This is a genomic window from Polynucleobacter necessarius, assembly GCF_900095205.1.
In the GTDB taxonomy this organism is placed as follows: Bacteria; Pseudomonadota; Gammaproteobacteria; order Burkholderiales; family Burkholderiaceae; genus Polynucleobacter; species Polynucleobacter necessarius_E.
This window is the reverse complement of record NZ_LT606951.1, coordinates 95,596-116,366: the sequence shown is the minus strand read 5'-3', so window position 1 is coordinate 116,366 and position 20,771 is coordinate 95,596. Positions and strand designations below refer to the sequence as shown.

At 43.2% G+C, this 20,771-nt stretch carries 21 protein-coding genes, 1 pseudogene and 1 riboswitch; of the genes and pseudogenes, 2 read left to right on the top strand and 20 right to left on the bottom strand.

The features are described 5' to 3' along the window. Positions 1 to 4: 4 nt before the first annotated feature. The 12 genes and pseudogenes from DXE37_RS00645 to DXE37_RS00590 all read right to left on the bottom strand — a co-directional run bounded on the left by DXE37_RS00645 (position 5) and on the right by DXE37_RS00590 (position 11,027). Positions 5 to 883 (bottom strand): efflux RND transporter periplasmic adaptor subunit, encoded by an 879-nt coding sequence (locus DXE37_RS00645; RefSeq protein ID WP_331852157.1) that lies wholly within the window; start codon positions 881 to 883, stop codon positions 5 to 7. A gap of 35 nt (positions 884 to 918) precedes the next feature. After that, positions 919 to 1,338, bottom strand: coding sequence for a hypothetical protein (locus DXE37_RS13815; protein ID WP_331852088.1), 420 nt, complete (start codon positions 1,336 to 1,338; stop codon positions 919 to 921). Then, the gene (locus tag DXE37_RS00640; RefSeq protein ID WP_231970865.1) at positions 1,316 to 2,848 is read right to left on the bottom strand and encodes an efflux transporter outer membrane subunit; all 1,533 of its coding nucleotides are present in this window, start codon (positions 2,846 to 2,848) and stop codon (positions 1,316 to 1,318) included. Before DXE37_RS00640 ends, DXE37_RS13815 begins: the two co-directional genes overlap by 23 nt. Before the next feature lie 396 nt (positions 2,849 to 3,244). Further along, positions 3,245 to 3,795: pseudogene (locus DXE37_RS13210) on the bottom strand (SGNH hydrolase domain-containing protein). Then, complete coding sequence (locus tag DXE37_RS13205; protein WP_162786121.1) at positions 3,767 to 4,408, bottom strand: acyltransferase family protein; 642 nt, start codon at positions 4,406 to 4,408, stop codon at positions 3,767 to 3,769. Before DXE37_RS13205 ends, DXE37_RS13210 begins: the two are co-directional and overlap by 29 nt. A gap of 102 nt (positions 4,409 to 4,510) precedes the next feature. Next, positions 4,511 to 4,960 carry an acyltransferase family protein gene (locus DXE37_RS00620; RefSeq protein ID WP_114636224.1) on the bottom strand — a complete coding sequence of 150 codons (450 nt, stop codon included), beginning with the start codon at positions 4,958 to 4,960 and terminating at the stop codon, positions 4,511 to 4,513. 149 nt (positions 4,961 to 5,109) lie between these two features. Continuing rightward, positions 5,110 to 5,250 carry a hypothetical protein gene (locus tag DXE37_RS00615; RefSeq protein WP_162786120.1) on the bottom strand — a complete coding sequence of 47 codons (141 nt, stop codon included), beginning with the start codon at positions 5,248 to 5,250 and terminating at the stop codon, positions 5,110 to 5,112. A 272-nt stretch (positions 5,251 to 5,522) separates the two neighbouring features. Next, complete coding sequence (glmS, locus tag DXE37_RS00610; protein ID WP_114636222.1) at positions 5,523 to 7,355, bottom strand: glutamine--fructose-6-phosphate transaminase (isomerizing); 1,833 nt, start codon at positions 7,353 to 7,355, stop codon at positions 5,523 to 5,525. After that, a complete protein-coding gene (glmU, locus tag DXE37_RS00605) occupies positions 7,355 to 8,866 on the bottom strand; it encodes a bifunctional UDP-N-acetylglucosamine diphosphorylase/glucosamine-1-phosphate N-acetyltransferase GlmU (RefSeq protein WP_114636221.1) in 1,512 nt (503 codons plus the stop codon). The genes glmS and glmU overlap by 1 nt, the downstream gene beginning before the upstream one ends. Beyond that, the gene (gene ttcA, locus DXE37_RS00600; protein WP_114636220.1) at positions 8,863 to 9,771 is read right to left on the bottom strand and encodes a tRNA 2-thiocytidine(32) synthetase TtcA; all 909 of its coding nucleotides are present in this window, start codon (positions 9,769 to 9,771) and stop codon (positions 8,863 to 8,865) included. The genes glmU and ttcA overlap by 4 nt, the downstream gene beginning before the upstream one ends. Before the next feature lie 29 nt (positions 9,772 to 9,800). Further along, complete coding sequence (locus DXE37_RS00595; protein WP_114636219.1) at positions 9,801 to 10,196, bottom strand: dihydroneopterin aldolase; 396 nt, start codon at positions 10,194 to 10,196, stop codon at positions 9,801 to 9,803. A 24-nt stretch (positions 10,197 to 10,220) separates the two neighbouring features. Then, positions 10,221 to 11,027 carry an SDR family oxidoreductase gene (locus DXE37_RS00590; protein ID WP_114636218.1) on the bottom strand — a complete coding sequence of 269 codons (807 nt, stop codon included), beginning with the start codon at positions 11,025 to 11,027 and terminating at the stop codon, positions 10,221 to 10,223. A gap of 37 nt (positions 11,028 to 11,064) precedes the next feature. Between DXE37_RS00590 and DXE37_RS00585 the strand changes: the two genes are divergently transcribed. Continuing rightward, positions 11,065 to 12,243 (top strand): class I SAM-dependent methyltransferase, encoded by a 1,179-nt coding sequence (locus DXE37_RS00585; protein ID WP_231970864.1) that lies wholly within the window; start codon positions 11,065 to 11,067, stop codon positions 12,241 to 12,243. A 17-nt stretch (positions 12,244 to 12,260) separates the two neighbouring features. On the opposite strand, the gene DXE37_RS00580 is transcribed toward DXE37_RS00585, so the two are convergent. The 5 genes from DXE37_RS00580 to DXE37_RS11905 form a co-directional block, all read right to left on the bottom strand. Continuing rightward, the gene (locus DXE37_RS00580; protein ID WP_114636216.1) at positions 12,261 to 13,385 is read right to left on the bottom strand and encodes a polynucleotide adenylyltransferase; all 1,125 of its coding nucleotides are present in this window, start codon (positions 13,383 to 13,385) and stop codon (positions 12,261 to 12,263) included. After that, positions 13,385 to 14,293 carry a complex I NDUFA9 subunit family protein gene (locus tag DXE37_RS00575; protein WP_114636215.1) on the bottom strand — a complete coding sequence of 303 codons (909 nt, stop codon included), beginning with the start codon at positions 14,291 to 14,293 and terminating at the stop codon, positions 13,385 to 13,387. Before DXE37_RS00575 ends, DXE37_RS00580 begins: the two co-directional genes overlap by 1 nt. 207 nt (positions 14,294 to 14,500) lie before the next feature. Beyond that, complete coding sequence (locus DXE37_RS11915) at positions 14,501 to 15,031, bottom strand: lytic transglycosylase domain-containing protein (protein ID WP_231970863.1); 531 nt, start codon at positions 15,029 to 15,031, stop codon at positions 14,501 to 14,503. A gap of 31 nt (positions 15,032 to 15,062) precedes the next feature. Further along, positions 15,063 to 15,458 (bottom strand): hypothetical protein, encoded by a 396-nt coding sequence (locus tag DXE37_RS11910; RefSeq protein ID WP_231970862.1) that lies wholly within the window; start codon positions 15,456 to 15,458, stop codon positions 15,063 to 15,065. Beyond that, the gene (locus DXE37_RS11905) at positions 15,455 to 15,997 is read right to left on the bottom strand and encodes a hypothetical protein (RefSeq protein ID WP_231970861.1); all 543 of its coding nucleotides are present in this window, start codon (positions 15,995 to 15,997) and stop codon (positions 15,455 to 15,457) included. Before DXE37_RS11905 ends, DXE37_RS11910 begins: the two co-directional genes overlap by 4 nt. A gap of 341 nt (positions 15,998 to 16,338) precedes the next feature. On the opposite strand from DXE37_RS11905, the gene DXE37_RS00565 reads away from it, so the two are divergent. Next, complete coding sequence (locus DXE37_RS00565; protein WP_231970859.1) at positions 16,339 to 16,998, top strand: 5-formyltetrahydrofolate cyclo-ligase; 660 nt, start codon at positions 16,339 to 16,341, stop codon at positions 16,996 to 16,998. A gap of 1 nt (position 16,999) precedes the next feature. On the opposite strand, the gene metF is transcribed toward DXE37_RS00565, so the two are convergent. The 3 genes from metF to metK all read right to left on the bottom strand — a co-directional run bounded on the left by metF (position 17,000) and on the right by metK (position 20,724). Next, positions 17,000 to 17,821: a methylenetetrahydrofolate reductase [NAD(P)H] gene (metF, locus tag DXE37_RS00560; protein ID WP_114636213.1), complete on the bottom strand. Its 822-nt coding sequence runs from the start codon at positions 17,819 to 17,821 to the stop codon at positions 17,000 to 17,002. A 37-nt stretch (positions 17,822 to 17,858) separates the two neighbouring features. Next, positions 17,859 to 19,304: an adenosylhomocysteinase gene (gene ahcY, locus DXE37_RS00555; RefSeq protein WP_114636212.1), complete on the bottom strand. Its 1,446-nt coding sequence runs from the start codon at positions 19,302 to 19,304 to the stop codon at positions 17,859 to 17,861. 61 nt (positions 19,305 to 19,365) lie between these two features. Continuing rightward, positions 19,366 to 19,471, bottom strand: a riboswitch (S-adenosyl-L-homocysteine riboswitch). 86 nt (positions 19,472 to 19,557) lie between these two features. Further along, positions 19,558 to 20,724 carry a methionine adenosyltransferase gene (gene metK, locus DXE37_RS00550; RefSeq protein ID WP_114636211.1) on the bottom strand — a complete coding sequence of 389 codons (1,167 nt, stop codon included), beginning with the start codon at positions 20,722 to 20,724 and terminating at the stop codon, positions 19,558 to 19,560. Positions 20,725 to 20,771: the final 47 nt, after the last annotated feature.

Below are 20,771 nucleotides of genomic sequence, written 5' to 3'. Positions count from 1 at the left end.
CTATTTATTCCTGAGGCTTTGGATCAGGTAAATTTGCTGGCTGCGCCTTGTTATTAATAATCAATGGTGTGCCATTCTTCAACTTCAACTGCCCACTAGTGACTACCGTAGCGCCTTCTTCTACGCCCTTAAGAATAGCGACTTGATCGCCACGAGTTAATCCAGTTGCTACAAATACTTGCTGAGCTTCTAAAGAAGGATTTCCTTGCTTGTCTTTTTTACCTGTTGGCTTAGCAATAAACACCGTCGAACCATACGGATTATAGGTAACAGCGGTTTGGGGCAACGTTAAGTATTTCACTTGTTCGCCAAGATTAATATTTACGTTAGCAAACATACCTGGCAGAATTTTTTTATCGGGATTGGCAAGCCGAGCCTCCACCTGAATATTGCGAGTACTCGTATCTACTTTTGGACTAATGGCCGTAATCTTACCGGTGAAGCTAGCATCCTTGAAAGCATCCGTCGAAACAACAACCTCTTGGCCAACCTGTACTTGCTCAGCATTATTTTGCGGCAAATTAAAGTCTACAAAAATAGGGTCCAAAGTTTGTAGTGTTAATAACTTATCACCTTCTTTAACAAACTGACCTGGATTAATTGACACAATACCAATACGCCCGCTAAATGGTGCCTTTAGATTTTTCTTTGCCACTAAGGCTGTCTGCTGTTCGACTTGCGCTTGCTTGGACTTTGCATCAGCAGCGCTAGTATCAAATACATTCTTACTAATTGCCTGAATGGCCAGTTGTTGTCTGTCACGCTCATTAATCACCTTAGCCAAATCGGCCATGGCTTTTAATGAGTTCAATTGCGCAACATCAGAGGCATCATTAAGCTTAATAAGGAGCTCGCCTTCTTTGACGTCCTGACCAGACTTAATGGGTACCGTCTGAACTAATCCACTAATTTCTGTGCTCAGCTCAACCCCCCCCTAAAAGCTCGAACATTTCCAACGCTGGTTAATTTAGGCTGCCACTCAGAAGCAGTAATCACCATCGTAGAAACTGTCGCAGGCGGTAGACCCATGCTAGAAATGAAATGCTTAATCATGAATGTCTTTACTTGATTAAAGGTAAAGATCAAGCCTAATAGCAAAAACACCCCGCAAAGCATGATGACCATGCGGCGTTTCATTGGCTCCATCGTCATGAGCTTTTGATGTGTTTTAGTATTGCGCCACTTTTGCCCCATCTGCAACCAAAAAGCTTTTGCTTTTCCCCAAAGGGCTATTACTCTGTCGCGCAATTTCCACTCAATTGCTTTGCGCCCGATCCATGCCCACAAGCTAATTACTAGGGCGACGAAAGAATTCTTAATTTTTTCCAGAAGTTTCATTTTGATCTTTGTTCGCTATGTCTTTTGGTTTAAATGCAGGGCCTTCGCGATTCCACCAGCCTCCGCCAAGTGCTGCAAATAATGCTGCTATATCCGAGAAACGGGTTACTTGTGCAGACACAGATTTCACTTTCGCAATCTGATATTGATTTTGGCAATACAAAACTGCTAAATAACTTGCTGTACCCAACTTATATTGTTGCTGCACTAAATCTAAAGCTTCATAAGCATAGTGCTCTGCATCGGATGCCGACTTCAATGCTTGCGCACCCGTCTCTAAAGCGCGCAAGGCATCTGCTACCTCCTGAAAGGCTTTCAGTACCGTTGCTTGATACTGAAAAGCCGCTCGCTCGTAATTTGCAATAGCACCGCGACGTTGTGCCAATAAAGCCCCGCCCTGAAACAAAGATTGCAGAATGCCGCCACCCAACGCCCACAAAGAAGAGTTGGGGCCAAATAAGTTAGCAGACGTCAACGCAGCTGCACCAATTGACCCGGTGATATTAAATTGTGGCAATAAATTGGCTGTTGCTACACCGACAAATGCATTCTGGGCTTTTAGTTGAGCCTCAGCAGCTCGCACATCTGGACGTTGACGTACAAGACTAGATGGAACTGAAAGCGGTAACTTTTCAGGCAAATGTAAATTTGCGAGATCAAACCTAGCAATGTTGGCATTACTAGGAATTTCCCCCACTAATACCGCTAACTGATTTCGTGCAAAAGCTAGATTTCTTTCATAGTTAAACAGATCCACTTGAGAACTTGAAACTAATGTACGCTGTGACGTCACATCCACCTTAGAAACTGTACCAATCGCCAGCTGCTTCTCGGTCACTTCGGCTAGATTGGTCTGGGCCTTAAGAATTTCTTCTGTAGCCTGCATCTGCGCACGAAGGGCTGCCTCCTTAACGGCACTCGTTACTACATTGGCAGTTAAAGAAAAGTAGGCGCCCTCTAATTGAAATTGAGCCACTTCTGCTTGTGCACGAGAACCCTCAACCGCACGTCTTGCTCCACCAAAAACATCTAACTGATAAATCACGTTGACTATAGCGTTATAGAGGTTATATGTATCAGCCCCATAGTTCAAACCATAAACTGCTGATGGTTGCTTTTGCCTTAGAGCATTTGCACCGACTCCAATCGCTGGAAAATATTGACTGCCAATTTGTACATTGACATTTTCTTGTGCAGCACGCAATGCGGCATCTGCAGCGCCTAAATTAGGATTTTGCTCAAGCGCCTTTTTAATAAGAGCATCTAGTTCGGGAGATTTATAAAGTTCCCACCACTGAGCTTCTATGTCAGCTCCCTCAACAAACTCTTGCTCACCACCACCAGGCACTCCGGGCGCAGAGGTCAGCCTCTTGGACAAGGCAGTTTCCGTATAAGAAGAAGTCTTAGGCGCTTCAGGTTCTTTAAAATCTGGGCCAACAGCACATGCAGATAGAGTCCCCGCGCAAATGAGCGAAAGCAAATTTAAACGCGAAAGCTGTGGCGTAGACAAAAGCATAGATTGAAACAGAAATCTTTTTTACAAGAGTTATTTGAACACAAAAATACAATCAGGGCTTCGTAAAGCCCTGATTTTTTTACTAAATTTTTGTTCAAACTTTCATTGACGATCAAGTGCTCACAAAACCCTTTCGTTATGCAGAGCGACTTTTTTCTAACTACCTTACAAACGGCGCCTACGCACCAAGACTTAACAGAAGTTTGAATTCAGAATTGGTTTTGATTTAACTTCAGCAATCACATCTATTGCCACCAATTTCAACAAAGCAAATATAGCTATCCTACTTTTCTTTTGAGTTTAATTTTTAATTAATAGCATACCTACGTTAGCACTCTATCACCTTAACTTAATTTAAGGTTAAATTATTAAAAGTTTAATCTATCGCATTTACTCAAAATGCTTACGAAGAAGTTTTTCAAATTGAAAATTACTACCGGCAACAGAGAGGTGATCATCATCGGCATACAGAAGCTTACCTTCATAATAAGTTAAGCACTTTTCAGCAGGGTAAAAGGCTTCAAGACTATTAATTAATTGCACATTTTGAAGGGTTGATATTGCTTCAAGGTAATCTTTTTGTCGACTTAACACATCTTTTCTTAGCGGTTGACAATCGACACTTGAAAAACGGTATGGCCTTTCAATACATGATTCAACAACATAACTTAACTCAGGATTTTCAGTAATATAAAACACTTTTTTTCGGATTTTTTAAGTTCATCAATAGTTTTTTGCAACCCTCTTTGATAATCTACATAATTATTTCTGGGGCCTTCTAAAATCTTTTCATCACTCAGCAGCTCTGTATGAGTTATGTATATAGGGCCTCGAGAAAAAAATAATACAACTTTGATATCTGCCTTGTTTTTTAATATATTTAACAGCTGACTGGTCTGTTCATCGCATAACTTACGCTCTTCTTGAGTACTTCCTGTCATTGCATATCCTAACAAGGGAGGGCAACCCACTATTTGCAAACAGAACAGTATTTCTATTTTTAAAAAATTCAGCAACGCCTGGATATGCAACATGAGCGTGGCTGTCCCCTATAACAGCAACGGTTTCAGTCGCACCGTTATCCTTAAATTTACAATATGGGAATAGTGGCGCTATAGGAGCAAGGTACTGAATGCATTCATTATTTTTTGCGGGGGTTCTTATAAGCTCATTTTTATTATTGATAAAACCGTTAATTGATTCTCTTTTTTCATATCCCTCTTGGTTGAATATGACTAGACCCATCAGACCAACAATAATTGAAAGAGACACCAGAATAAACGTTTTACTTTTATTATAATTTCCATAACGGAATGGTCTCTCAATATACTTATATGTAATCCATGCTAGGCAGATCGCCAGTCCAACACAAGTGACTCGAATCCCAATACTAGGAGTTTTACTTTCCACAACCCTTACAAATGACAGGAGCAACCAATGCCATAGATACAAAGGAAAACTAATAAGACCAAACCATACAAGAATGCGATTGGATAATATTTTCTTATTAAATCCACGTATCCTGCCCTGCAGCAATGAGAAGAAGGGCTCCAAAGACTGGTATTAGAGCCCATGTTCCTGGAAAGTTGAAGCCTTTGCCAATTCTAAAAAAGCCATATACAAGCAGTACTAACCCCTACCAAGGGGCGCCATTTCTTATGGCTCCAGGACTAAAGACTCTAATCTAATATTCTGAAGTAGGGCAATATTTACCAGTTGTGCAAAACTTGGATACCACTTTGATTTATAAAGAATTCCCCAAGCCAAAATTCTTCCCAACATTAACTCCCAAAATCGCGTCAGTGGAGAATAAAAAGTTCCAATTATATCTGATTTAATGCCCTTAATATTTAATAAAAAGGATATTAGAGCCACAACCAGCAAGGAAAATAGAAGATTAATTTTTTTCCTCCAAGTCAACCATAAAATTAGTGGATAAATGATATAAAACTGCTCTTCAATTCCAAGACTCCATAAATGAAGTAACGGCTTTGTCTCGGATCCATTATTAAAATATCCCGCTTCTTTCCAGAGGATGAGGTTTGATACAAATCCTGCGCCTCCAGCGACATGTTTTCCGAGTTGCTCATATTCATCGGCCAGCAAGGCAAACTATCCTAAAGCACAACTGATCGCCAAAACAAGCAATAGGGATGGGAATATGCGCCTAATACGACGAGAATAAAATTCGCAGAAACTAAAAGCTCCCATCTCCAAATTTCGAAATATAATTGTTGAAATTAGGAAACCAGAGATTACAAAAAAACATCAACCCCTATAAATCCACCTTTAATCCAGCTTGGAAAAGCATGGAATACAACTACCGAGAGTGCTGCAATTGTTCTTAGGCCATCAATGTCTGAGCGGTACTCTGAGTATTTATGTTTATTGCTCATAATAGTTTTCATGTGCCAAGGACACCTCAAATCCTACAAAAATTCTGCTATATATCGAAAATTAATCGTCATTCTTCTACAACTTTAATTCTCAATGGGCGCCTCTAGATTTAGAAATCTTTTTAAGCAATGTCAAACCTTCAATACCGAAAGTCTTTCTAATTGCACTTGGGATACTTGATTAAGAATTTTCTTTGGTCTTTGCGGAAAATACTAAGGTAGAAACATACAAATCATCAAACCCAAGATTTACCGCCCCACTTGGAAGAAATTTACTCAACCGTAACACTCTTTGCTAGGTTTCTGGGTTTATCGACATCAGCGCCGCGAGCACAAGCTGTGTGATATGCAAGCAATTGCAGAGGTACTACATGCAAAATCGGTGAGAGATTGCCATAGTGCTCAGGAAGTTTAACGACATTGATACCTTCGCCACCAGAAATATTGGTATCTTGATCGGTAAAGACATAAAGCTTTCCACCGCGCGCTTTTACTTCTTGCATATTGGACTTGAGTTTTTCCAACAATTCATCTTTAGGCGCAATTGTTACTACCGGCATCTTATCTGTAACCAGTGCAAGTGGTCCATGTTTTAACTCACCAGCCGGATAAGCCTCTGCGTGAATATAAGAAATCTCTTTGAGCTTCAGCGCACCTTCTAATGCGATTGGGTAATGTAAGCCACGCCCTAGGAAGAGTGCATTTTCACATTTGGCAAAAGCATCACTCCAAGAAATGATCTGTGGTTCAAGCGCTAATACAGCATGTAATGCTTTGGGTAAATGACGTAACTCAAAGAGTAATTCCTTTTCTTTTTCCGTAGAAATTCTGCCAGCACGTTTTGCTAATGAAACCGCCAATAGATACAGTGCAAGGAGTTGTGTAGTAAACGCCTTGGTTGAAGCAACCCCAATTTCAGTGCCAGCCTTAGTCAAGAAGTTCCAATCCGTTTCACGAACCATTGCACTACTTGCCACATTACAGATTACTAAGGTGTACTGATGGCCCATGCTCTTGGCATGACGTAAAGCAGCCAAAGTATCAGCCGTCTCACCAGATTGAGAAACCACCACAATTAAAGTTTTCGGATTCGGTACAGTAGTTCGATAACGATATTCGTTCGCGATTTCGACCTGTGTTGGAATGCCAGCAATATCCTCCAACCAATATTTAGCTACACATGCAGAGTAGTAACTGGTACCACAAGCCAAAATCAAGATTTGATCGAAAGCATCCCAATCTTCAGGCTTTGCGTTAAATAATCCCGGACCAAACTCAGCAATATTGGCAAGCGTGTCACCAATAGCTCTAGGCTGCTCAAAAATTTCTTTTTGCATGTAGTGCTGGTATGGGCCTAGATCAACCGAGTCAGCTTGTGCTGGCATCGGCTTTAACTCTCTATGAACAGACTTACCTGCTTGATCAATTACCTCAATGCTGTCTGCCTTGAGAACCGCAACGTCGCCCTCTTCCAAATACATCATAGAGTGTGCACGACCCGCCAAAGCCAAAGCATCTGATGCTAAAAAGTGCTCATGTTCACCAATGGCAACTACTAAAGGTGAGCCTACACGCGCACCAACTAGTGTGCTTGGATTATCTTGAGCAATAACGCCAATAGCATATGCACCATGTAATTTAGGTAGCACTGCCCTCACTGAATCAGTAATATTCTTTTGTCCACTAGCAACATATTGCTGATAAACCAAATGCGCAATAACTTCAGTATCTGTTTCCGATGTGAAATCGTAGCCAGCAGCTTTCAATTCAGAGCGGAGCACTTCGTAGTTTTCAATAATTCCGTTGTGAACAACTGCGATTAAACCATTGGAAATATGTGGGTGGGCATTTTGCGTATCCGGCTTTCCGTGCGTTGCCCAGCGAGTATGAGCAATACCAAGCGTGCCAACAAAATCTTTCCCTTGCTCAGCCAACTCAGAAACACGGGCTGTCGTTCGCGCTCTTTCAATGGGATGAACTGCATCATCGCCATTAATTACTGCAAATCCACAAGAGTCATAACCACGATACTCTAGACGACGCAAGCCTTCGACTAAGACATCAACAATGTTTTTATGGGAAGCTGCGCCAACAATACCGCACATTATTTTTTACCCTTTACAGTTTTCTTAACCGTTTTCTTCGCTGCGCTCTTTACAGCTATTTTTTTAACAACGGCTTTCTTTACTGCCGTCTTTTTTGTAGGCTTCTTTTCTTGCTTTACAGGGCGTTGCCACCGAAAGGAGGCTTGTTTTGCCCGAGATACAGTTAGCTGATTAGCTGGCGCATCTTTAGTCAAGGTAGTGCCAGCGCCCAAGGTAGCGCCGCGACCTACACGGACTGGAGCAACTAATTGTGTATCCGATCCAATAAAAACATCATCCTCAATAATGGTTTGATGTTTATTAACGCCATCATAGTTACAGGTAATAGTCCCTGCACCTATGTTGACTCTTGAACCAACAATCGAATCACCTACATAAGCCAAATGATTGGCTTTACTATTGGCAGCAATTTTGCTGTTCTTTACCTCTACGAAATTACCAATATGCACATCATTGGATAAGTCTGCGCCAGGCCGCAAGCGAGCATAAGGGCCAATGACAGAGTGATTGCCCACCTTTGCACCATCGACATGACTATATGCATGAACTGCTACGCCATTACCAATTTCGCTATTTCGAACCACACAATAAGGTCCAATTTTGACGCCACTACCCAAGGTGACGTGACCCTCAAATACGCAACCAACATCGATCGATACATCGGTACCGCACTTTATGGTACCGCGCACATCAATGTGTGAAGGGTCCGCAAGTGACACGCCTGCATCCATCAATTGATTTGCAATATTGAGTTGGTGAACACGCTCAAGGGCAGCCAGCTGATCGCGACTATTCACTCCCACAGTTTCAAATTCATCATCAGCCTGTGTTGTGCGAATAGGCACACCATCTTTGACAGCCATTGCAATCACATCAGTTAGGTAATACTCACCTTGGGCATTACTAGCGCGCAAAGCCTTAAGCCACTTTTTTAATGAATTTATTGGCAACACCATAATGCCGGTGTTGATTTCTTTTATTGCTTTTTGTGCAGGTGATGCATCCTTCTCTTCGACAATCTCATTTACAGAACCGTCGACATCTCGAATGATGCGGCCATATCCAGTTGGATTGGAAAGTTTTTGTGTCAGCAATGCCAAAGCACAATCTTGTCCTTTTGCCCCGTCAGCTAATTTCGCTAACTTCGCTAGCGTCTTCTTAGTTGTGAGAGGAACATCTCCATATAAAACCAATGTTGGCTCTTGAGTATCTAATTTTGGCAAGGCCTGTAGGAGCGCATGACCCGTTCCTTTTTGCTCAGCTTGCAGCGCAGTTACCACCTTACCAAATCTAGCATCTTCATTGCTTACCGTTGCCAAGAATGATTTTACATCTGCTGCACCATGTCCAATCACCACAACTGGGCTAATTTTTGACTTCTTATCTTGTAGGGAAAGTGCTGTGTCTAGAACGTGCTGAAGTAGGGGCTTGCCTGCCAGAGTTTGCAGGACTTTGGGAAGGGCGGATTTCATCCGCTTTCCTTGCCCAGCGGCTAATATAACGATATTCATAAAATGGGATTATAAGCCCCCTGAATGAGGGTTCCGCAGGCTAATTCGTCCAATTCAGCCTCATCAATTGCCTTATCACCCGCAGATCTAGCGGCGATACCCGATAGCTCAGTGGAAATCTCCAGGTTTTTGAAATCAAAGGCCTCCCCATCCATCAAATGAGAGGGAACAATGTGGTGCATAGAGCGAAACAAGTTCTCTATCCGACCGGGATATTTCTTTTCCCAGTCGCGGAGCATTTCTTTCATAACTTGACGCTGGAGATTTGGCTGACTTCCGCATAAGTCACATGGAATGATAGGGAAATTCATATCTTCAGCATATCGCTCTAACAACTTTTCAGGGACATACGCCAAGGGACGAATCACGATGTGTTTGCCATCATCGGAACGTAATTTTGGTGGCATGCCCTTGAGCTTGCCTGCATAAAACATATTGAGCATTAGAGTTTCTAGAATGTCATCGCGGTGGTGACCTAGAGCAATTTTAGTTGCGCCCAATTCATCGGCAACGCGATACAAAATACCGCGACGCAGACGCGAACACAACCCACAAGTGGTTTTCCATTCGGGGATTACTCGTTTCACAATGCTATAGGTATCTTGTTCTTCGATGTGATACTGAATACCTAAACTCTCCAAATAGTTAGGCAAGATATCAGCCGGAAAATTCAGTTGCTTCTGATCTAAATTAACTGCCACTATTTCAAAATGAATTGGTGCACGCTCACGTAATTTCATCAATATATCAAGCATGGCATAACTATCCTTACCACCAGATACACATACCATTACTTTATCGCCATCTTCAACCATACCAAAATCACCAATGGCTTGACCCATTAAGCGGCAAAGTTTTTTCTCTAGCTTATTTTCTTCAAAAATAACTTTACGAATGTCGCCCATAACAATAGTGTTCTTTTAAATTTTCAATCTCAAGAGTTCTTGATGCGAAATACTTCAACGCCGACTGAATGACAATCGGGATATACGTCTGGCTTAGCCGTACTAACACGCACAGCCAATACTTTAGGATGAGAGAGTATTGCGGTCACGATGTCATCACAAAATGTTTCTTGCAAATGTATATGCCCCTTAGAAGCCCTATCTTTAATGGTTTCACGCATGAAGTCATAATCTACCACCTCATCAAGCTGATCGTTTGTGGGTGTATTCATGGCCAAGGGAATATACAAATCCACATTGAGAATCACACGTTGCTCTGCTTTTTTCTCAAAGTCATGAACCCCAATATTGATAAAAATTTCATAGTCACGCAAAAACAAACGACGACAGTCAATAAGCGCTGGATGAGAAAGAATTGCATGCATGGATATTTGCTTTTTTAAAAATACTTAATTGGTTTTGAACATAACGTCACGTGTTGATGGCAATAAATGCTGTCCACCATCAACATATAAAGTTGTTCCAGTAATTGCACTAGACTCTGCTAAAAAGACGGCGGCTTTTGAAATATCTTCAGGTGTTGAAGATTTTCCTAGCGGCGTCATTTGATGTGCTTTTAAAAAACCTTCACTTGTTTGGTTGCCTGATGGCAATGAAATTCCGGGCGCTAATCCGACCACCCGAAGATGGGGCGCAAAATCTACAGCCAATAACTCAACAGATGTCAAAAGAGCTGCTTTAGATAATGTGTAAGACAAGTAATCCGGATTGAGATTAACTAGCTTTTGATCTAACAACTGAATCACGGATGGAACCCCTAATTTAGTTAGCTTACTTTTTTGGAATTCAAACATCCGTTGAGATAACAAAATGGGTGCAGTCAAATTAATCTGCATATGTTCTTGCAAGCTTTTTCCAGATAAAGGAGTGCTTGAATTTGCGCGGTCATATTCAAATATGGAAGCACTATTGACGAGGCACTCTAAATGGGGGAAGACTTTGCTGACGGAATGAAATAGATCTCTAGTCTGCACCTCGTCAGATAAATCGGCCTGAAAAGCCTCGGCCTTAACCCCCAGCCCCTGAATTTCTTCTACAGTTTTGGCGGCCTCATGAGCAGATCGCCCATAATGAACGGCAACATCCCAGCCTTGTCGAGCAAACTGCAAAGCAATTTCTCGGCCAAGGCGTTTTGCTGCACCAGTCACCAAAACTGCTTTTGATTGCTGGGATGGGTGTTTTGAACTCGGGTTCAATTAAATTCTCTTAGACTAGCGAGCTATGGATATTACCTTGACCAGCCGTGAAATGGAGCATAGCGAGCTTCTAAGGGCCAAAATAGCCTCCCAGATTGCCCTCCAAGGTGGTGGTTGGATACCCTTTTCCCGCTTCATGGAGATGGCTCTATACGAGCCAGGTATGGGTTATTACAGCGCAGGAGCTCACAAATTAGGCGCTGGGGGCGATTTCACTACCGCTCCGGAATTAAGTCCATTATTTGGCGCTGCTATTTGCTCCACCCTTTTGCCAGTACTTGAGGGGCTCAAAGAAAAAGGGCTTCCCACACAAACCCTAGAATTCGGAGCCGGGACTGGGAAGCTGGCTACATCCATCTTGACCCGTCTACATGATCTAGGATTTACTTTAGATCGTTATGACATTATTGAAATCTCACCAGACTTGGCACAGCGTCAACAAGAAAGAATTCGTGCGACAGTTCAGCAACTAAAGCTCAATACACAATGTAATTGGCTTACTCAATTACCTGAAAATTTCAAAGGCGTCATTCTGGCTAATGAAGTGATTGATGCCATTCCTTGTGATGCCATTGTTTATCAAAACGGATTTTGGTATTGGTACGGTGTCGCAATTGATGGGAATAAATTTATCTGGAAAGCAGGATCGCCTGTTGAACAAAAATTACTACCAGAGAGCCTACTTGTTGGCAGTTTCTCTGAGGGATATGTCATCGAACTGCACACACCAGCAAACTCATGGATACAACAAGTTGCTAAGCATTTAGATATCGGCCTTTTTCTAACGTTTGACTATGGCTTTCCCGAGAACGAGTATTACCACCCACAAAGACTTGAGGGCACCTTAATGGCCCATCATCGCCATCATGCAATTCAGGATCCGTTTTATTTTCCTGGGCTATGTGACTTAACTACACATGTTGAGTGGTCTCAAATTGCGCGTAGTGCATTGGCTGAAAAAGTAGACGATGTTTTTCTCACTAACCAAGCGGCTTACTTGCTAGATGCTGGTATTGGGGATATTGCTTTAGAGCTTGGCAATCCAAGTGATCCAGAAACTTTTCTACCCATATCTAACTCATTACAAAAGTTATTGTCCGAAGCAGAGATGGGTGAACTCTTTAAAGCGTTTGCCTTTTCAAAGAACTTACAGGTCTTGCTACCGGGCTACACGCTTGAGGAACTTCCGGGTCTACGCGGCAGGAATAGGCTGTAAATATAACAACTGTAGGCTTATAGTACTGCAGTGATTGCAGCTAATCTAGCAGAATCAAATGCACTGCCAATACGCTCGCCATTAGATCTATCTTCGGCAGGAACCCGAGCAATGATGTCTGCTGTATTAATTGTTTGGGTGCTGCGCATTGCTTTCATTAAAGGCAAAACATTTAGGTCCAACTTTTCTGCAAGAGTCAACAGTGTTTGAGAACGATCTGGCTTGCGCCAAACATCTGCTCGATTAAACCAAGCCAAGACATCTGCTGGCTGATAAGAACTATCGCGATACTTATTGATTAACACTCTTAGATCGCTAAATATTTCACTGAAATCCCGTATATCGATAGGCATACGAACACAATCTGCCCAGGAACGAATTTCACTAGCAGGTAAATCCATCAAGGTAATTGCACAGCGCTCTTCTAGGCTATTTCCAGCCAATGCAAAATGTGCAATTAATTCTTCACGAAATGGCTCTTCAGATAACCTAGCAGTCAAGGTAGGGGGCAAGATGGTTTTAGCGGCACCTGTATTCAGTAAGATCTGAAATAGGTGCATTGGCTTAGCTGCAACAAAACCTCTGGCTAACTCCTGCCAAATACGCTCTGCAGAGATAGCACTTAACTCCCCTGCCTGAACAATGTCTTTTAAGGCGACAAGCGTTTCATCAGCCACACTAAAATCTGGGAAGCGTGCAGCAAAACGGGCGATACGCAATAGACGCAATGGATCTTCTGCAAATGCGTCAGATACATGCCTAAATACTTTGGCAGCTAAATCCTCTTGTCCGTTATAGAGGTCAATAATTGCGCCAATTATTTTTCCATCAGCGCCAACTTCTTGTGCCATTGCATTAATCGTTAAATCACGACGTTCTAAATCTTGCTCTAAGGCAACCGAAGGATCAGCATAAAAATGAAATCCTTTATAGCCCTTGCCAGTCTTGCGCTCAGTACGTGCAAGCGCATACTCAGCTTGCGTCTCTGGGTGCAAAAAAACAGGAAAGCCCTTACCCACTGGGCGATATCCCTTAGCTACCATCTCTTCTACGCTAGAACCCACGACAACATAGTCAATATCATGCACAGGCAAACCCATCAGAGTGTCCCGAATGGCCCCACCTACAACATAGATTTTCATTACTGCATGCCCTCTACGCTACGTCGACTCATCTTGAATGCCTCTGTCAGCGCGTCGACTCCATTTACCGGCAAGGTATTAGGTACTTGCATAGAGGCGATGTTGTCACGCGACATTAAAGTGGGGCCTGGCAAAAACTCAAAAGCTAACGCCTGGAGATAGCCAACAAAAGCAGGTACGGGAACAATTGCGTAGCTAGTTTTTGCTTTACGAGCTGCAAACTTAACAATTTCCTTCATTGTATAAATTGTTGGGCCCACCAAGTCATATGATTGACGCACTGTTTGTGGCATCGATAATGATTTCACAAACGCAGAAGCAACATCATCAACACTTACTGGCTGAAACTGCGCCTGATGATTTGCCAAGGGCATTGCAGGGAACAACGTGGTTAATTTAGAAAACAAGTTGATAAATTGATCTCGCGCACCAAAGATAACGGACGGCCTGAAAATCATCCACTCTAAATCGCTTGCTTTCACTGCAGCCTCACTATCACCCTTACTGCGTTGATACATAGACGGTCCCTGAGAATCTGCGCCTAGAGCACTCATATGTAAGTAGCGCTTAAGACCATGCAACCGCATTGCAGTAATAATATTTTTTGGCAAATCGACATGAGCAGCTTTAAATATTTTTCCGTAAGGTTGGGCAGGCTTATCGTGCAGCACGCCAACCAAATTAATTACAGCGCCATTTGGCCTAATTCGACCACAAAGATCTTGCAGCTCATCAAACTCATGAATATCGGCTTCTTCGAGATGCACTTTAGGCAGCATGCGCAATTCTCGTGCAGTTGCCAAGTGACTTGTTGGAATTAATACCGAATATCCAGCAAGCTGTAGTTGTGCGGCGATCACTCGTCCCACAAATCCATTGCCACCGATCAAAAGAATGTCATATTTCATTAGAAGCTTTCTCTACTTTGCTTATTGAAGGTTATTTAAGGGAGCTCAGATTGAGTTGCGGCCTTAGGAGTAATTACACCTAAACGCTGCTTTAATGATTGCGTTTGACCGTTCATAACAGAAGCATAGTAATTTGCATTAGAGAGAACATTTTTCACGTAAACACGAGTTTCTGTAAATGGAATAGTCTCAGCAAAAATTGCACCCTCAGTTGGGGCCTGAGAGCTTTTCGCGCCAAGCCTTGGATCTGGAGGGGCCAGCATTATAGGCTGCAGAAGCCAATACCCATGATCCATCTAAATCAATGAGGACCATATTTAAATAATTGCTTCCCAATGTCAAATTAGTATTGGTGTCGCTTAATTTGTCATTCGTGTAATTGGTCATGCCAATCTTCTTGGCCACATACTTCGCAGTATTAGGCATTACCTGCATAAGACCGGACGCGCCTACAGAAGATGCAGCATTCATAATGAAACGTGACTCTTGGCGAATCAAGCCATAAGCCCAAGCAAGATTCAAATCAATTTGTCTTGCTATGGGGGACAACTCCTCTTTATAAGGAGTTGGATAGCGCAAGCTAAAGTCATGTTCTTGTTTGGTACGGTCTGCAGTATTTACGACACGATCATACAAATTGATGCGCTTTGCATACTCCGCAGCAGCCAACAACTGCTTGTCCGTCATATTGCGTAGTTCCCAATTCCACTCTCGATTACCCTCAAAGCGAAGATTCATGGCATACAAACGCTCTCCACGAATAAAGCCTTTACGGGCTTGCTATTGCATCAATCTCTTGCTCAGTTACTTTAGTTTTAGCGGGAGCATGATTTGATTTACCCAATTCTTCACGGGCTAGTTGACCATAAAAGTTGTATTGATCTGCAATAAGCTCAAAACTCTCTTTAGCTTTTGCATCTTGACCTTCAGCCTTTAATGCACGCCCGTACCAATAAGTCCATGCAGGATCTTTGGAGCGAACTGCAGGGCTCACACCATCAATCGCATTTTTTACCAAAGCCCAGTCTTTAGCACGCAAGCCTGCGCGCACTTTCCACTCTTGCGACTCCGCAGAAAGTAGATCGTTATAGCCAAGCTCTTGCTGTAAGCGATAAGCATCATTCGCATTGGGATCCAATTTCTTAGCCAAAAATTGTCCGATCACGCCCCATGCAACAGCTTGATTCTCTTTGTGTAACGCGAAGCGCTTTGAGAAAAGTCTCGATAGGCTTTAGCTGGATCAGCTTTAGCAGCCTTCACAATATCTGCAATTGGGTCTTCGCCACCAAGACGACGTGCCATGGTATCAAAACCTCTTTCGCTCGCAGCACGCCCAATTGCTTTTGCTTCGCTCGGAGACATTCCGCCAGCAGCAACTAATGATGGCACCAATTCCTGGCAAGCCTGCCCAAAATAACTTGGATCTAATAGAACAGCACGAGAATCGATTGCCAACTTAGTGGGGTTCTCGCCCTGCGATAACTTTGATAATAGGGAATAACACTTCACTTGCGTATCATCATCCAACACAAACTTGGCGTACTCGGCATCAAATCGTGCCCAGTCTTCGCGTTTACCCAAAACCAACAGCCAATCATTACGCATGCGGTCAGCCAAAGCAGTGCCTTGATATTGGTTTAAAAATGCAACAACCTGAGCGTCAGCGCTGTAATCGCCTCGCGCACCACCAGCGCTGTCAAACAATTGTGGCTTGATACGGAAGTAAGCTACATAGTCATCAAATGGATAGTTCGTTAAATTAGAAGATATTTGCTACGTACGAAATACATCATTCTTTTTGGCGGCCTCACGCAGATCGATAAACATCCGATCGGTATCAGTAACCTCTGCTGGAGCCGATTTACTCTCATAAGATTTAGGCAGGGTGGGGTTTTTAACTTTTCTGCAAATGAATTGGACATGCTAAGTGCTAGTCCCAAAACTAACATCTTGGTCCATTGAAGGTATTTGCTATTAACTGACACAGACTTCATTCTTGCGATCTAACCCTATCTCTATTTGCGCGGCTACAGCCAAGCAACAACTTGATTACTATATCTTCTAATTTTCGCCTGATAATGGTAGATATGCACGGTAATTCAGCAAAAACTCTTCGTCAAAATTTACTAGAGCAGCGGACTGTATTTGCTGCTGAGCAAAACTACGCTCAAATTCAAGCCCGCCTAATCAATCACTTAAATCAACTGTTATCGCAGCAAGGCAAGTCTTGGAAGTCTGTTGCACTGTATTGGCCCACTCAGGATGAGGTTGATTTGCGCTCTACCTTGCTAGCTTGGGTTAAAAATGCCTCCGACAGGGCTATTTCCCTGCCCTTTGCTCGCCCTGATAAACACCTCGATTTTTATGAATGGCGTCAAGGCGATCAATTGCTTCTCAGTAAGTATGGCGTACCTGAGCCCAATCCTGAAAACTCTGCGCGACCCCAACTAACACCAGACTGCATCCTCATTCCCTGCGTAGGTTGGTCAAGTTCAGTTGTTGATGGCAAAACACATTACTGGCGTCTAGGTTATGGCGGGGGCTACTTTGACCGAACGCTAGCGCAACTGCGAAAAAATAATCCAAGCCTTATTTGCATAGGGATTGGATTTGATTGGCAAAAATTAGATGATGCCCAATGGGCGGCTCAAACCCATGATGAGCCCTTGGATATGCTACTAACGGAGTCGAGCGTACTTCGCTAATTTATTTGGTTAGGCCTAAGTTTTCAGCAATAGCTAAAACAGCGTCTGCTTGATTCAGTGAGTAGAAATGAATTCCAGGCGCACCAACAGACAAAAGCTGATCACATAAATCAGTCACCACCTCTTCGCCAAATGTACGAATAGACACAATGTCATCGCCATATGATTGGAGACGCAAACGTATCCAACGCGGAATTTCTGCGCCACATGCGTCTGAGAATCTTAACAACTGACTGCTATTCATGATCGGCATAATGCCAGCAATGATGGGTTGAGTTACACCTTGGTCATAGGCTTCATCCACAAAACGGAAATAAGCATCGCTGTTATAAAAATACTGAGTGACTGCGGAGTTCGCGCCCGCCTTCATTTTTTGCACAAAGAAATCCACATCACTTGCTGGCGACTTCGCCTGTGGATGTGTCTCTGGATATGCAGCTACATCAATATGAAACCAGTCGCCAGTTTCTGAACGGATGAATTCAACCAACTCATTGGCATGATGAAACTCACCATACTGACCCATGCCAGACGGCAAGTCACCACGCAGAGCCACAATGCGCTTCACTCCCAATGCCTGATATTGCTTGAGCATTTCGCGCACGCTTTCACGTGAGCTACCAACACAAGATAAATGTGGCGCAACAGCTGCATGGATGTCACTCACCACCTTTAGTGTGCCAGACTGAGTAGAGCCGCCAGCACCAAAAGTCACGGAATAAAAAGTTGGCTTAAGCGTTTCAGAAAAACGCTCACGCACTAAATGCAACTTACTCTCGCCTTCAGGTGTTTTTGGAGGAAAGAATTCGACGCTTAATTCCATGATTTTGGGCCTAGTTATCAATTGAACAGTGGTTGGATTAGTAACGATAGTAGTCAGCTTTGTATGGACCTTCCTTCGTTACGCCAATGTAAGAAGCTTGCTGGTCTGACAGCACAGTCAACTCTGCATTAAGAGTCTTGAGCTGTAAACGAGCAACTTTCTCATCCAAATGTTTGGGCAATGTGTAAACACCGATTGGGTATTTGTCTGTGCCTACTGCATTCCACAATTCAATTTGAGCAATCACTTGGTTTGCAAATGAAGAGCTCATCACATATGAAGGGTGACCAGTACCGCAACCCAGGTTAACTAAGCGACCTTTAGCCAAGATGATGATGCGCTTTTCAGGCATACCATTGGCAGCCGGGAAAATCACATGGTCTACTTGTGGCTTGATCTCTTCCCACTTGTACTTTTCAATTCCAGCAACATCAATCTCGTTATCAAAGTGGCCAATGTTACAAACAATGGCTTGATTCTTCATCTTCACCATATGGTCATGGGTTATCACGTGGTAGTTACCTGTTGCGGAAACAAAGATATCTGCTTTATCAGCCGCGTAATCCATTGTTACAACACGGTAGCCTTCCATCGCAGCTTGCAATGCACAAATTGGATCCACTTCAGTAACCCAAACTTGAGCAGACAAGGCACGCAATGCTTGAGCTGAACCTTTACCTACGTCGCCATAGCCGCAAACAACTGCAACCTTACCAGCAACCATCACGTCCGTAGCACGCTTAATTGCATCAACCAAAGACTCACGGCAACCATAGAGGTTGTCGAATTTGCTCTTAGTTACAGAGTCATTTGCGTTAATTGCTGGGAACTTCAAATCACCCTTAGCAAACATTTGATATAGGCGATGGACGCCTGTAGTTGTTTCTTCAGTAACGCCTTTTACTTTTTCCAAGCGCGTTGAGTACCAAGTTGGATCTTGTGCCAATTTTTTCTTAATTGCAGCAAACAAAATGGTTTCTTCTTCGCTAGTTGGATGATTCAAGCAAGCTTGATCTTTCTCAGCGCGCGCACCAAGGTGCAACAACAAAGTAGCATCACCACCATCATCCAAAATCATATTAGTGTAGCCGCCATCAGCCCATTCAAAAATGCGGTGTGTAAAGTCCCAATACTGCTCGAGGGTTTCGCCTTTGATAGCAAATACTGGTGTGCCATTGGCAGCGATTGCAGCAGCAGCGTGATCTTGTGTAGAGAAAATATTGCAAGAAGCCCACTGAACCTCAGCGCCGAGTGCTTCAAGGGTCTCGATCAATACTGCAGCTTGAATGGTCATGTGCAACGAACCAGTAATGCGTGCTCCACGCAATAGCTGTTGTGCAGCAAATTCATCACGAATGGCAATCAAGCCAGGCATCTCTGTTTCAGCAATCGCGATTTCTTTACGGCCAAAATCAGCCAAAGTGATATCAGCAATTGCACAACGAGTTGCAACAAAGTTATTTAAATCAGAAACGGTATTCATTAATGCTCCAGCTAAATACGACCCAATGCTGGAGCAGGAACTCGCTAGCCATTGAATCAGGGGTTAGCGAGCGCGGTTGCAATTAGCAAATTCAGTTTAGGAATCCACTCCCTTCAAGCCTGGGAAAGTGCTGGGTTTCAGCAATCCTTGCAACGCTCCTTAAAGGTATGTCGTAATTGTAAACAATTACACGGCATATTTCGCCTCAATACAAATACAAACTGCTTTTTAAGCCTTTAAATGCACTTAATCCTTATAGGCCTGCTGCTGCGCGTAATGCAGCCGCTTTATCTGTTTGCTCCCAAGTAAATTCTGGTTCTTCACGACCAAAGTGGCCATAAGCAGCAGTCTTGCGATAAATCGGACGCAAGAGGTTCAACATCTTCACCATGCCTTTCGGACGCAAGTCAAAGTGCTCAGATACCAATTGAGCAATCTTCTCATCTGAAATCTTGCCTGTACCAAAAGTACTCACCATTACAGAGGTTGGCTTAGCTACACCAATTGCATAAGAAATCTGAATCAAGCACTTGCTTGCCAAACCGGCTGCAACCACATTCTTCGCAACATATCGGCCTGCATAGGCAGCAGAGCGGTCAACCTTAGATGGATCTTTGCCTGAGAATGCGCCACCGCCGTGAGGAGCTGCGCCACCATAGGTATCAACAATAATTTTGCGACCAGTTAAACCGCAATCACCTTGTGGACCGCCAATAACAAAACGACCTGTTGAATTTACTAAGAAGTTAATCGCGCCTTTGATCAAATGCTTAGGCAATACTGGTTTGATGATTTCTTCGATGACTGCTTCACGCAATTTTTCGAGAGCGATATCTTCATCATGCTGAGTAGACAATACAACAGTATCGATAGAGTTAGGCTTGCCATCTACATAACGCAACGTTACTTGTGACTTAGCGTCAGGACGCAACCAATTTAAGCGACCATCGCGACGGAGTTGTGATTGACGCTCTACTAAGCGATGTGACAAGTGGATCGGTAAAGGCATGAGCTCCGCAGTCTCATCACACGCATAACCAAACATAAGGCCTTGATCGCCAGCGCCTTGATCCAAGCCATCATCGTGAGCTTTGTCTACACCGTGAGCAATATCAGGACTTTGCTTGTCATATGCAACCAATACTGCGCAGCCTTTGTAGTCAATACCGTAAGCAGTGTTGTCATAACCAATTTCACGTAGGGTATTACGCGCGACTTGGATATAGTCAACGTTAGCATTAGTAGTGATTTCGCCAGCCAAAACCACTAGCCCAGTGTTGCATAAAGTTTCTGCAGCAACACGTGCTGTTGGATCTTGCGCCAAGATGGCATCTAAGATCGAATCAGAAATTTGGTCTGCTACTTTATCGGGGTGACCTTCAGAAACGGATTCTGAGGTGAAGAAGTAATCATTTGCCATTGCATATTTCCTTTAATAATTAACACGATCAGTGGGACAAACTCGAC